The organism is Actinomadura sp. 21ATH, assembly GCF_041951345.1.
Taxonomy (GTDB): domain Bacteria; phylum Actinomycetota; class Actinomycetes; order Streptosporangiales; family Streptosporangiaceae; genus Spirillospora.
Genome location: NZ_JBGNUR010000002.1, coordinates 1211871 through 1224346, shown reverse-complemented (window position 1 = coordinate 1224346; position 12476 = coordinate 1211871). Strand labels below are relative to the sequence as shown.

At 74.6% G+C, this 12476-nt stretch carries 11 protein-coding genes; 7 read left to right on the top strand and 4 right to left on the bottom strand.

Annotated elements, in window-relative coordinates; all coding sequences use genetic code 11:
• The first annotated feature begins 53 nt into the window (after window positions 1-53).
• A complete protein-coding gene (locus tag ACA361_RS12015) occupies window positions 54-947 on the top strand; it encodes a PhzF family phenazine biosynthesis protein (protein WP_375011938.1) in 894 nt (297 codons plus the stop codon).
• A 19-nt stretch (window positions 948-966) separates the two neighbouring features.
• Here the strand turns inward: ACA361_RS12015 and ACA361_RS12010 are convergent, their stop codons facing one another.
• Window positions 967-2184, bottom strand: coding sequence for an Ig-like domain-containing protein (locus ACA361_RS12010; RefSeq protein ID WP_375011937.1), 1218 nt, complete (start codon window positions 2182-2184; stop codon window positions 967-969).
• A 252-nt stretch (window positions 2185-2436) separates the two neighbouring features.
• Between ACA361_RS12010 and ACA361_RS12005 the strand changes: the two genes are divergently transcribed.
• From ACA361_RS12005 to ACA361_RS11990, 4 genes are all read left to right on the top strand, one after another.
• Window positions 2437-2862 (top strand): OB-fold nucleic acid binding domain-containing protein, encoded by a 426-nt coding sequence (locus ACA361_RS12005; RefSeq protein WP_375011936.1) that lies wholly within the window; start codon window positions 2437-2439, stop codon window positions 2860-2862.
• Entirely contained in the window at window positions 2859-3704 is an 846-nt protein-coding gene (locus ACA361_RS12000; RefSeq protein ID WP_375011935.1) for a DUF3159 domain-containing protein, read from the top strand. Before ACA361_RS12005 ends, ACA361_RS12000 begins: the two co-directional genes overlap by 4 nt.
• Window positions 3705-3827: 123 nt before the next feature.
• Entirely contained in the window at window positions 3828-5810 is a 1983-nt protein-coding gene (locus ACA361_RS11995) for a tetratricopeptide repeat protein (protein WP_375011934.1), read from the top strand.
• Window positions 5811-5831: 21 nt separating this feature from the next.
• Entirely contained in the window at window positions 5832-7010 is a 1179-nt protein-coding gene (locus tag ACA361_RS11990) for a hypothetical protein (protein WP_375011933.1), read from the top strand.
• Between the two features lie 45 nt (window positions 7011-7055).
• Here ACA361_RS11990 and ACA361_RS11985 read toward each other — a convergent pair whose 3' ends face one another.
• Together ACA361_RS11985 and ACA361_RS11980 are read right to left on the bottom strand one after the other, a co-directional pair.
• Window positions 7056-7715, bottom strand: a complete 660-nt coding sequence (locus ACA361_RS11985) for a potassium channel family protein (protein WP_375011932.1) — start codon at window positions 7713-7715, stop codon at window positions 7056-7058.
• Window positions 7715-8380, bottom strand: coding sequence for a TrkA family potassium uptake protein (locus ACA361_RS11980; RefSeq protein WP_366621455.1), 666 nt, complete (start codon window positions 8378-8380; stop codon window positions 7715-7717). Before ACA361_RS11980 ends, ACA361_RS11985 begins: the two co-directional genes overlap by 1 nt.
• Before the next feature lie 187 nt (window positions 8381-8567).
• On the opposite strand from ACA361_RS11980, the gene ACA361_RS11975 reads away from it, so the two are divergent.
• Both ACA361_RS11975 and ACA361_RS11970 read left to right on the top strand, forming a co-directional pair.
• Entirely contained in the window at window positions 8568-10613 is a 2046-nt protein-coding gene (locus ACA361_RS11975) for an APC family permease (protein WP_375011931.1), read from the top strand.
• Window positions 10606-11907, top strand: coding sequence for a class I SAM-dependent RNA methyltransferase (locus ACA361_RS11970; protein WP_375011930.1), 1302 nt, complete (start codon window positions 10606-10608; stop codon window positions 11905-11907). The genes ACA361_RS11975 and ACA361_RS11970 overlap by 8 nt, the downstream gene beginning before the upstream one ends.
• Here the strand turns inward: ACA361_RS11970 and ACA361_RS11965 are convergent.
• Window positions 11897-12451: a TetR/AcrR family transcriptional regulator gene (locus tag ACA361_RS11965; RefSeq protein ID WP_375011929.1), complete on the bottom strand. Its 555-nt coding sequence runs from the start codon at window positions 12449-12451 to the stop codon at window positions 11897-11899. The two genes, ACA361_RS11970 and ACA361_RS11965, sit on opposite strands and share 11 nt — an antisense overlap.
• Window positions 12452-12476: the final 25 nt, after the last annotated feature.

Here is a 12476-nt window from a genome sequence, read left to right as displayed (position 1 = left end):
AAATTCTCTGCTAATCGGTCACATAGGAAATTAACCAACATCGGGGCGCCCCCATGACGATGACGACCCCCCTCCCTGCTCTCGGGCGCGTCGTCCTCCGGTTTTCCGCGTTCACCACGGACCCCGGCGGGGGCGGCCCCGCGGGCGTCGTGCTGGACGCGGCCGGGCTGGACGACCGGGCCATGACCGCCATCGCCGCCGAGCTGGGGTACCTCGAGACCGCGTTCCTGACCAGGCCGCCGCGCTGGGTCGGCGAACCGGGGCGCACGCACGCCGTGCGCTATTTCAGCCCCAAGGGAGAGGTGCCGTTCTGCGGCCGCGCCACCCTGGCCGCCGCCGCGGCGCTGGCCGAGGGCGGCGCGCGGGGACGGCCGCTGGAGTTCGCGACCCAGGTGGGGCGGGTGGCGGCGGTGGCCGGGACCGGGCCGGGCGGGCTGCCGCGCGCCACGTTCACCAGCGTCGAACCGTACGTGCAGGAGATCAGCCCCAGCTACCTGGCGGAGGCGCTGCGCGCGCTCGGCTGGAGCCCGGCCGACCTCGACCCGGCGCTGCCGCCGTTCGTCGGGTACGCCGGCGCCCGGTACCTGATCCTGGCCGCCGCGACGCGGGAGCGGCTGTCCCCGCTGGACTACGACTTCGACCGGCTCGCGGCATATCTGGTCCCGCGCGACCTGGCGGGCGTGCAGCTGGTGTGGCGGGCGGCGCCGGACGCCTTCCACGTCCGCTCGGCCGCGCCGCCCCGCGGCGCGCTGGAGGATCCGGCGTCCGGTGCCGCGGCCGCGGCGTTCGGCGCGTACCTCCGGCGCCTTGGAGCGGTCCCGGCCGTCGGCCGCGTCACCCTCCGCCAGGGCGAGGACCTGGAGCGCGCCGCGACGCTGCACGTGGAGCTGCGCGCGGGCGACCCGCGCGTGCACGTCTCCGGGACGGTCGTGCCCATCCGCACGTGACCTCCGCGCGGGCCCCCGGTCAGCGCTCCTCCCGGGGGTGGACCGGCTTGCCGAGCGCGCTCCCGGCGACCCAGCTCCGCCACGGGATCTGCCAGTAGCCCCAGCCGTTGTTCCATTCGAGGGGCCGGTCGGTGCCGGTCACGGTGATGACGTCGCCGCGCAGCGAGCGGGCGTGGAACCAGTGCGCGAACGCGGGCGGGGCGTTGACGCACCCGTGGCTGACGTTCCGCTTCCCCTGGTCCCCGACCGACCACGGCGCCGCGTGCACGTACTCGCCCGAGGCCGAGATCTGCACCGCGTGCCGCACCCGCTTCTTGTAGTAGCGGGGATCGTCCGGGTCGGTGACGCCCATCCACGCCGACGTCATCGTGACCGGGTCGTACTTCCCCATGGCCAGGTGGACGCCGCTGGTGGTCGTGTACGCGCGCTTGCCGCCCTTGCCGGCGCTGATCCCGGCGGACCGGACGACGCGGCCGTTCTCCCGCACGGTCATGCGGTGCCGCCGCACGTCGACCGTGCTGATCCGGCGGGGGCCCACGGTGAACGTGCCGGCGTGCCCGCCCGCGCCGTACACGCCGCGTGCGGCCCGCACCCCGGTGGTGCGGGCCAGCAGCGTGACCCGCTGGCCCGCCGGCCAGTAGTGCCGCGGGCGCAGGACGACCTGCCGCGGGCCCGTCCAGTGCCAGGCGGCGGTCACCGGGCGGGACATGCGCACCCTCAGCGCGCGCTCGACCGCGCGGCGCCGGGAGATCGGCCGGTCGAACGTCACGATCAGCGGCATGCCGGCCCCGACCGTCTCGCCCGGCCGCGGCGTCACGTCCGCGATCCGGAACGTCCCGGCGGGGCGCAGCGTGCTGAACCGGCCGGCCAGCGCGGTGCGCTCGCCCTCGGCGCCCGTGCCGGTGGCCGTCACCGTGTAGGACGTGGCGGGCCGCAGCGGCCACCGGGTGCGCCAGCTGCGCCGGTCGGCCGACAGCCGCCCGCCGGCGGTGGACCCGCCGCCGCGCACGATCACCCGGTCGAGCGTGCCGCGCACGGCGGAGACCACCACGGGCCGGTCGGGCCGCACGTCCCGGCTGCCGTCGCCGGGCTCGATCGCGATGGCGGGCGGCGGCGGGGCGGCCCCGGCGGGCGAGACCGCGGGCCGCGCCGACCCGTCCCCGCCGCCGGTGCATCCCGTGCAGCCCGTGGCCAGGAGGGCCAGGGCCGTGACCGGCCTGTACCCATGTCGCAGCATTCCGCCCCCGTTGTACCGCGTGCGACCCCTATGCAGGGATTCCGTTACCGAGAGTGACAATCGCTCGCCAAACTAGCGTCCCCGCGGCCGCCGGGTGGCCGTCTCGCGGAAACCCGCCGCCCGGCGCGCCGAACGGCCCGGACCGGCCGCCGGGCGGGCGGTTCCGGTATGCAGGCACTCCTCCGTTCAACTGGTGATTTGTCCGCTGGGGGCAAGGTTCGATTGGGGGTGGTATGCCGTAGGGTTTCGTGTATGGACGACGTTCCGGCCAGTACGCCGCCGGGTTCCGACGGCCCGGCGGCGCCCGAGCGCGGCCGCCGCGGGCTGCGCCGCTTCCTGCGGCGGATGGCGTCGAGCGACACCGAGCTGGAGGCCGAGGAGCTGCAGAAGACCTCCGGCGAGGAGGGGGCCACGCCCATCACCGCCTGCGCCACGCGCAAGCGGGCCTGCGTCGCGGGTACGCTACGGACCGTGACTCTGCGACCCCGAGGCGGTGCGCCGGCCCTGGAGGCCGAGCTGTACGACGGCACCGATGTGATCAACCTGGTCTGGCTGGGCCGGCGCAAGATCGCCGGCATCGACCCGGGCCGCCGGCTGCGGGCCGAGGGGCTGGTGAGCCTCCAGGACGGCCGCAAGGTCATGTTCAATCCGCGCTACGAGCTGCGCGGCAGCGCGTGACGGGCCCCGAGGAGACCGCGGGCCGGCCGCGGGCGGAGCGCGACGGCGCGGCCGGGGCCCCGGCCCGCGACGACGTGCCGGCCGAGGTGCTCGCCAAGGAGGTGCTCGCCGAGGAGGCGTCCGACGCCGAGACGGCCCTGAAGGCGGGGGCGCCGGGCACGTCCGGGCAGGCGTCCGGCGATGCCGGGGACGGCAACGCGCACGACACCGTCGAGGCGGCCGTGCGGGCGCAGCTCTCCAAGGCCCTGGGCGGCGTCCGGGGCATGATCGAGGCCGCCGTGCCGACGATCGCCTTCACGCTCACCTACGTCCTCACCAAGGAGGTGAAGACGGCCGTCATCCTGAGCGTGGGCGTGGCGGTGCTGCTGGTGCTGGTCCGGCTGGCGCAGCGGTCCAACCCGCAGTTCGTGCTCAACAGCCTGGTCGGCATCGCGGTCGCGGCGTTCTTCGCGCTGCGCTCGGGCAAGGCCGAGGACGCCTTCATGCCCGGCATCCTGCTCAACGCGGGGTACGGCGTGGCCATGCTGGTGTCGATCCTCGCCCGCTGGCCGGTCGTCGGCTTCATCATCGGGTCGGTCACCACCTCCGACCCCACCGCCTGGCGGTCCGACCCGGCGGTCGTGCGGCTGTGCTCCAAGCTGACCTGGATCCTGCTGACGCCCTGCGTCCTCCGGGTGGTCGTGCAGTACCCGATCTACATCGCCGACGGCGACCAGAGCGGGCTGCTGGGCGCCGCCAAGATCGCGATGGGCTGGCCGCTGCAGGTCGCGGCGCTGGCGACGATGGTGTGGGTGGTCGCGCGCGGCCGTACCCCGGTGGAGTCGCGCGGCGCCACCGGATAGTCCGCTTCCGGACATCTCTGCTGTAGAAGGTAATCGAGGGTGACTCCGGGGTAACCTGCCGGTAGGTGTGCCGGGAAGTCTGGTCGGCGTCGTAGCGAGCGAGCCCGCCGACAGGAGACGCGCATGACGCCGCCCGCACCCGCCCCGCTGCCCTCACTGTCCTCACCGTCCCCGCTGTCCCCACGGTTCCCGGCCCCCGGCGGCGCGCTGCGCGGGACGCTCGGCGCCGGGCTCGTCCACGTCCCGCCGGTCCCGTCCCGCGATCCGGCCGAGGCGGTGCTCGCCGACCCCGTGGTGCCCGAGCACCGGCGCTTCTGCGCCGGCTGCGACGCCCCGGTGGGCCGCGGCCGCGACGGCGCGCCCGGCCGTACCCGCGGCTTCTGCCCCAAGTGCGGGATCCGCTTCTCCTTCGTGCCCGGCCTGGCGCGGGGGGACATCGTCGCCGCGCAGTACGAGGTGCTCGGCTGCCTGGCGCACGGCGGCACCGGCTGGGTCCACCTGGCCCGCGACCGCGGCGTGTCCGGCCGCCGGGTCGCGCTCAAGAGCATGATCGGCTCGGACGACCCGGACCTGCGCGCCGCGGCCGCCGCCGAGCGCCGCTTCCTCGCCGCGGCCGATCATCCCAACATCGTCCGCATCCACAACTTCGTGCGGCACTTCGGCGAGGGCTACATCGTCATGGAGTACGTCGGCGGCCGCTCGCTCAAGGACCTCGCCCTGGAACGGCGCCGGGCGGGCGGGTCGCTGCCCCTCGCGCACGTGCTCGCGTACGGGCTGGAGGCGCTGCGCGCGCTCGGCCACCTGCACGGCCTCGGCCTCCTCTACTGCGACTTCAAGCCCGACAACGCCATCCACTCCGGCGACCAGCTCAAGCTGATCGACCTCGGCGGCGTCCGCCGGATCGGCGACCCCGCCGGGCCCGTGTACGGGACCGTCGGCTACCAGGCCCCGGAGATCGCCGAGCACGGCCCGTCGATCGGCTCCGACCTGTACACGGTGGCGCGGACGATGGCCGTGCTGAGCTTCGCGTTCACCGGCTACACCGGCGAGTACCGGGAGTCGCTGCCCGAGCGCGCGGACGTGCCGCTGCTGTCCCGGTACGGGGCGTACGACCGGCTGCTGCGCCGCGCCGCCCATCCCGACCCGGCCGAGCGGTTCGGCTCGGCCGGGGAGATGGCCGAGCAGGTCGCCGGGGTGCTGGCCGAGGTGTGCGCGGACACCGGCGGCCCGCCCCGGCCCTGGCGGTCGGGCCTGTTCCGGCCGGGCCCCTCGGCGCCGGGGCCGGGCCCGCTCCCCGGCGCGGCCTGGGTCGCCGACGTCCTGCCCGTACCCGCGCCCGGAGCCGCGGGCGCGGGCGGCGGCGCGACGCTGCGGGCGGCCGCGGAAGGGCTCCGGCAGGGCGATCACGAGGCGGTGCGGCTGCTGCTGGAGGGGCTGACCGGAGACTGGCGGTACGACTGGTACCGCGGGGTCTGCGCGCTGAAGGCCGGCGAGGTCGACGCGGCGGAACGGCACTTCGACCGCGTCCACGCCCTGGTGCCGGGGGAGCCGGCCCCCAGGTTCGCCCGCGGCCTGTGCGCCGAGCTGCGCGGCGACCACGCCGCCGCGGCCCGCCGCCACGCGGCCGTGTGGCGGGCCGACCCCGGCCAGGCCGGTGCCGCGTTCGGGCTGGCCAGGGCGCGGCTCGCGCTGGGGGAGCGGGACGCCGCGGTGGCGGCCCTGCTGGCGGTGCCCGAGTCGTCCGCCCACCACGCCGACGCGCAGGCCGCCGCGATCGTGGCGGTGCTGGCGGGCCGCGACCCCGCCGGCCTCGACCCCGCCGAGCTGGTCGCGGCCGGCGAGCGCCTGGAACGGCTCGGCCTCACCGGCGTGCCGCACCACCGGCTGAGCGTGCTGATCCTGCGCGCCGCGCTGGAGTGGCTGCGCACCCTGCCCCTGACCTCGGCCGCCGGCCTGGTCCTGCTCGGGCGGCCGCTGACCCAGCGGGGCGTCCGGCACGGCCTGGAACGCGGTTACCGCGCGCTCGCCCGGCTGTCGGACCGCCGCCGCGACCGCGTCGCCCTGATCGAACTGGCCAACGACGTCCGCCCCAAGACCCTGCTCTGACGTCCAGGGAGGCGAACACCCGTGACCACGTTCATGCCCGTGACCGGGCTCGGCGTACCGGACCCGGTACCGCCGCGCCGCCGCCGCTGGAGTACACCTGCCCGGCTCAGGGCGCTGACCGTACTGGCCGTCGTGCTCGCCGTCGCGTTCGGCGCCCTCGTGGCGGTCACCGCCGCGGACCTGCGCGGCGGGCTGCGCCGCGCGGGCGGCCGGGAGGCGCCGCGGTCGCTGGCGGCCGCGGACCTCCGGATCCGGCTCGGCGAGCTGGACTCCGCCCTCGCCGCGCTGCTCGCCGCCGGCGTCCGCGACCGGGACGAGCCCGCCCGCGTCCAGGCCCGGGACCGGTTCCAGCGGGCGCTGGCCCGGGCCAACGCGGACCTGCGGGAGCTGGCCGGCGCGCGCGCCGCCGCGCACGAGACCCGCACGATCATGGACGGTCTCGGCCGCTACCAGGTCCTCGCCGCCGCCGCCGGCGAGGCGCGGGGAGCGGATCGCGCGGCGCGGCACCGGGACGCCGCCGCCCTGATGCGGGAGACGCTGCTCCCCGCGGCGAAACGGCTGGCCGACTCCGCGCACCGCGACCTCGACCGCACGTACCGGGAGACGCACCGCACCGCGGGCGGCACCGCCACCGCGGCGAACTGGCTCGGGCTGGCGCTGCTGGCGGTCCTGGGCCCGCTCAACGCGCTCCTCACCCGCCGCCACCGCCGCATGATCAATCCGCCGGCCGCCGCGGCGTCCGTGCTCGCGCTCCTGCTCGTGGCGCAGGCGGCCGGCATGATGCGGACCCAGGCGGACGGGCTGCGCACGCTCAAGACGGGCCCGTACGAGTCGGCGCGGGTGTACTCCGAGGTCAGGGCGTCCGAATGGACCCGCGAGCCCGCCGTGCACGGCTCGCCGGAACCGGCGGCGCGGCTGAAGCGCGCCTCGCTGTACACGGCGACGATCGCCGGGGACGTGTCGGCCGTGGACGAGGAGTTCCTGCGCGCCCGCCACGAGGAGGGGAGCGCAGGGGCATGGGAGGCGTACGACCGGCTCCTGGCCACCCTGACGGACGTCAACCGGCGCGATCTCGACCGGCGGGCCCGCGCCGCGTCGCGCGAGGTCGAGCCCTGGGCGACGCTCCCGCTCGGCGGCGCGGCCCTGCTGTCGGCCCTGCTGATCGCCGGGGTCCGGCCCCGGCTCGCCGAGTACCGCTAAGCAGCGCCCCGGAGCCGGCAGGGGCCGGGGGCGTGGCCGCGCGGCTCAGCGGGGGCTGAGCAGCTCGGCCAGCTCGTCCTCCACGTCCTGGCTGGCCACGAACATCAGCTCGTCGCCCGGCTCCAGCGTGTCGTCGTCGGCCGGCACCAGCACCCGGCCCTCCCGCAGGATCGCCACCAGCGCCGTGTCGCGCGGCCAGCTCACCGACCCGACCCGCTCACCGCCCAGCGGGGCGTCGTCGGGCAGCGTCAGCTCGACCAGGTTGGCCTCGCCCTGCCGGAACGTCATCAGCCGGACCAGGTCGCCGACGCTGACGGCCTCCTCGACCAGCGCCGACAGCAGCCGCGGCGTGGACACCGCGACGTCCACGCCCCACGACTCGTTGAACAGCCACTCGTTCTTGGGGTGGTTGATCCGCGCGACCACCCGCGGCACCCCGTACTCGGTCTTGGCCAGCAGCGACACCACCAGGTTGACCTTGTCGTCGCCGGACGAGGCCACCACGACCTGGCAGCGCTCCAGCGCCGCGTCGTCCAGCGAGGCGATCTCGCAGGCGTCTGCCAGCAGCCACTCGGCCCGCGGCACCATCTCCACCTTGATGGCCTTGGGGCTCTTGTCGATCAGCAGCACCTCGTGGCCGTTCTCCAGCAGCTCCTGGGCGATGGAGCGGCCCACCGCGCCGGCCCCGGCGATCGCGACCCGCATCACGCGTCCTCCTCAGTGCGCACCGCGACCGCGGCGTTGACCCGTTCGAGATCGCCGGCGCGGGCGATGATGTGCACGATGTCGCCGTCCTGGATCACCGTGTCGGAGTGCGGGACGACCGCCTCGCCCATCCGCGTCAGGAACGCCACCCGCGTGCCCGCCGCCTCCTCCAGCGCGGCGACCTTGTCGCCCACCCAGATCGGGCCGGTGTCCAGCTCGGCCAGCACCACGTCCCCGGTCGGGTCGCGCCACAGCGGCTCGGCGCCCTCGGGCAGCAGCCGGCGCAGGATCTGGTCGGCGGTCCACCGCACCGTCGCCACGGTCGGGATGCCGAGGCGCTGGTAGACCTCGGCGCGTCGGGGGTCGTAGATCCGGGCCACCACGTTGTCGACGCCGAACGTCTCGCGCGCCACCCGGGCGGAGATGATGTTGGAGTTGTCGCCGCTGCTGACCGCGACGAACGCCGACGCCTGCTCGATCCCCGCCTCGGCGATCACATCGCGGTCGAACCCGAACCCGGTGACCCGGCGCCCCCGGAACCCGCTGCGCAGCCGGCGGAAGGCCTCGGGGTTCTGATCGATGATCGCCACCGAATGGCCCTTGTCCTCCAGGATGTGGGCGAGCGTCGACCCGACGCGGCCGCACCCCATGATCACGATATGCACGCCCGTTCCTTCCCCGTTACCGCGGGACCAGTGATCCTTGCCGGGCTGCAAAACTACACATCCGCCCAGGCAAGTTACTACCCAGCCGCCCCGCCGCCTGCCCCTCCCCGGGCCCGCCGGCGGGCGTTTCGGGCCAGGCGGTGATCCGCCCGGGGGGCCGTCGCCCCCAAGGGCTAGAGTCGCCTCCGTGTCGAAGGCCTCGGACCTAGCCAAACGCGCGGTGCTCGGGCGCGCCCTGCGCAGCGCCCAGCAGCACGAGCAGCTGCTCCCCAAGCGGATCGCGCTGCCCGTGTTCGCCAGCGACGCCCTGTCGTCGGTGGCGTACGCCCCGCAGGAGATCCTCATCACCCTCGGCGTCGCCGGGATCGCCGCGTACCACTTCACCCCCTGGGTCGCCCTGGCCGTCGTGGTCGTGCTGCTGACCGTGGTGGCCTCGTACCGGCAGAACGTCCGCGCCTACACCAGCGGCGGCGGCGACTTCGAGGTCGCCACCGAGAACCTGGGCGGCAACTGGGGCGTCGTCGTCGCCAGCGCCCTGCTGGTCGACTACGTCCTCACGGTCGCGGTGTCGATCTCCTCGGCGGTCGACAACCTCGGCGCCTTCGTCGGGATCGTCCGCGAGCACCAGGTCGCGTCGGCGCTGGTGCTGGTGCTGGTGATCACCGTGCTCAACCTGCGCGGGATCCGGGAGTCGGGCTTCGCCTTCGCCATCCCGACGTACCTGTTCATGTTCGCGGTCTTCTCGATGCTCATCTGGGGCTTCGGCCGGCTGGCCATGGGCGCCGACCTCAAGGCCGAGACCGCCGACCTGGAGGTGCACGGCGCCGAGATGGGCCTGGGCGGCTTCGCGCTGGCCTTCCTGCTCATGCGGGCGTTCGCGTCCGGCTGCGCCGCCCTCACCGGCGTCGAGGCGATCAGCAACGGGGTGCCGGCGTTCCGCAAGCCCAAGGGCCGCAACGCCGCCGCCACCCTGCTCGCCCTCGGCGTCATCGCGATCACGATGTTCTCCGGCGTCACCGCGCTGGCCTACATCACCGACGCCAAGTTCGCCGACCCGTCCCACCACAGCACCCTCGTCGACCCCGCCACCGGGCAGGTCGTCACCCAGCAGGACCCGGTCATCGCCCAGGTCGCCCACACCGTCTTCAGCAACTTCACCCCGATGTTCGGGTTCATCACGCTGATGACCGCGCTGATCCTGGTCCTGGCCGCCAACACCGCCTACAACGGGTTCCCCGTCCTCGGCTCCGTCCTGGCCCAGAACCGCTACCTGCCGCGCCAGCTGCACACCCGCGGCGACCGGCTCGCCTTCAGCAACGGCATCATCATCCTGGCCACCATGGCCGGGGTGCTGATCTTCGCGTACGGCGCCGACGTCTCCCGGCTGATCCAGCTCTACATCGTCGGCGTCTTCGTGTCGTTCACCGTCAGCCAGACCGGCATGGTCCGGCACTGGAACCGGCTGCTGCGCACCGAGGAGGACCCGGCAGCCCGCCGGCAGATGCGCCGGTCCCGCGCGATCAACGCGTTCGGCCTGCTCCTGACCGGCACCGTGCTGATCGTCGTGCTGGTCACCAAGTTCACCCACGGCGCCTACATCGTCTGCATCGCGATGCCGCTGCTGTTCCTGCTCATGCGCGGCATCCGGCGGCACTACGACCGCGTCGCCGACGAGCTGGTCCCGTCCGGCGAGGACGTCGCCCTGCCCGCCCGCAACCACGGCATCGTGCTGGTCTCCCAGATCCACAAGCCGACCCTGCGCGCCCTGGCGTACGCCCGCGCGACCCGCCCGTCCACGCTGGAGGCCGTCACCGTCGCCGTCGACGCGCAGGAGTCCCACCGGCTCCAGGAGGAGTGGGACGACCTGGACGTCCCCGTCCCGCTGAAGATCCTCGACTCGCCGTTCCGGGAGATCACCCGGCCGGTGCTCAACTACGTCAAGAGCGTCCGCCGCAAGAGCCCGCGCGACGTGGTGACGGTGTTCATCCCCGAGTACGTCGTGGGCCACTGGTGGGAGCACCTGCTGCACAACCAGAGCGCGCTGCGCCTCAAGGGCCGGCTGCTGTTCGTGCCCGGCGTCATGGTCACCAGCGTCGCCTGGCAGCTGCGCTCGTCGGACCGGCTCAAGGGCCGTCCCGAGCCGGTCGCGCCCGGTGCGTCCCGCCGTCCTCCGCGTCCTCCGAGGGCGCCTGAACAGCCTCCGTCCGGCGGTATCGTTTCCGAACGTGAGTGAACCCGAACTGCTCGACCTCGAGGTCGGCAATGTCGCCAACGGCGGATTCTGCGTGGCCCGGCACGAGGGCCGGGTGGTGTTCGTCCGCCATGCCCTGCCCGGCGAACGGGTTCGCGCCCGCGTGACCGACACCACCAAGAACTTCCTCCGCGCCGACGCCGTGGAGATCATCACCGCGTCCCCGGACCGGGTCGAGGCCCCGTGCCCGTTCGCCGGGCCCGGCCGCTGCGGCGGCTGCGACTGGCAGCACGCCTCCCTCGCCGCCCAGCGCCGCCTCAAGGCCGCCGTCGTCGAGGAGCAGCTCCAGCGCCTCGCGGGCATCACCCGGACGGTCACCGTCGAGGAGATCGACAACCCCGAGTCGCCGCCCGGCCTCGGCTGGCGCACCCGCGTCCAGTTCACCGCCTCGCGCGGCACCATCGGCCTGCGCAAGCACCGCTCGCACGACATCGAGCCCATCGACGAGTGCCTGATCGCCCACCCGGGCGTCGAGGCGATGGGCATCGAGCGCAAGTCCTGGCCCGGCGCCACGTCCGTCGAGGGCATCGTCTCCGCGACCACCGGCGACCGCCTCGTCGCGCTGAAGGGCTCCCGCAAGGCCCGCGTGCCCCGCCTCGACGTCCCCGTACGGCTGGCGCGCAAGGGCGCGGAGAAGACCCCGTACGTCCGCGAGGAGGTCGGCGGCCGCCTCTTCCAGATCAGCGGCAGCGGCTTCTGGCAGGTCCACCCCGGCGCGGCGTCCGTGCTCGCCGACGCCGTGCTCAAGGCCCTGGACCCCCGCCCCGGCGACATCGCCCTCGACCTCTACTGCGGCGTCGGCCTGTTCGCCGGCCTCCTCGGCGACCGGATCGGCTCCGACGGCCTCGTCGTGGGCGTCGAGTCCGACGCCCAGGCCGTCCGCGACGCCAAGTTCAACCTCCGCGACCTGCCGCACGTCGCCATCGAGCGCGGCCAGGTCGAGGAGGTCCTGCCCGACCTGGAGTTCGGCGTCGCCGACGGGACGGGCCGTACCCAGACCAAGCGCGGCGGCGGCCACCACCGCGGCACCCGCCGCCGCGGCGCCGACATCGTCGTCCTGGACCCGCCCCGCGCCGGCGCCGGCCGCGCGGTCGTCGACCAGATCGCCCGCATCGCCGACCGCAAGATCGCCTACGTCTCCTGCGACCCCGCCACCCTGGCCCGCGACCTCGCCTACTTCAGCGAGCGAGGCTGGACCCTGGAGTCCCTCCGCGCCTTCGACGCCTTCCCCATGACCCAGCACGTCGAGTGCCTGGCGGTACTGGTCAAGGGCTGATCGCTTTTCGGAGGGTGTGGAGGCAGAGGGTCAGGGCCCTGTGCTTGGGGGTGGCCTCGCGGGTCTGTTCCCAGGCCACGTACAGGAGGGCCCACAGGACGTTCTGGACCCAGGCGGCGTCCATCTCGGGGTCGATGGTGCCCTCGGCACGGCCGCGTTCGATGAGTTCGGCGAGGGCGCGGTCGGCGTCGGTCTCCTCCTCCCAGCCGGACCAGTCCGCCAGCTGCGGGGTGTCGAAGAGGAGGGTGAGGCGGTCGCCGAGCTCGAAGAGCTCCTGGCAGAGGCGTTCGAGGGCCTGGGGGGCCGGGCCGTCGCCGAGGCGGGCGCGGTCGGTGGCCGCGGCGACCTTGTCCAGGACGTCGGCGCCGATGGCCGTGAGCAGGTCGGAGCGCTCGGGGAAGTAGCGGTGCACGGTGGTACGGCCCACGCCGGCGGCCGCAGCGACGTCGCCGAGGGAGGCGGTGGCGTCGGCTGAGAGGACGGCGACCGCGGCATCGAGGATGGCGCGCCTGGTACGGGTCCGCGTCCCGCTCTCGGTGGGCATGGTCATAAGGTAGCGCGCCGTGCCG

Excerpts from the sequence above, each read along its gene's own strand:
- ACA361_RS11965 (WP_375011929.1), bottom strand. The coding sequence starts at position 12,451 with ATGCCCACCGAGAGCGGGACGCGGACCCGTACCAGGCGCGCCATCCTC.
- ACA361_RS12005 (WP_375011936.1), top strand. The coding sequence starts at position 2,437 with ATGGACGACGTTCCGGCCAGTACGCCGCCGGGTTCCGACGGCCCGGCG.
- ACA361_RS12015 (WP_375011938.1), top strand. The coding sequence starts at position 54 with ATGACGATGACGACCCCCCTCCCTGCTCTCGGGCGCGTCGTCCTCCGG.
- ACA361_RS11985 (WP_375011932.1), bottom strand. The coding sequence starts at position 7,715 with ATGCGGGTCGCGATCGCCGGGGCCGGCGCGGTGGGCCGCTCCATCGCC.
- ACA361_RS12010 (WP_375011937.1), bottom strand. The coding sequence starts at position 2,184 with ATGCTGCGACATGGGTACAGGCCGGTCACGGCCCTGGCCCTCCTGGCC.
- ACA361_RS11995 (WP_375011934.1), top strand. The coding sequence starts at position 3,828 with ATGACGCCGCCCGCACCCGCCCCGCTGCCCTCACTGTCCTCACCGTCC.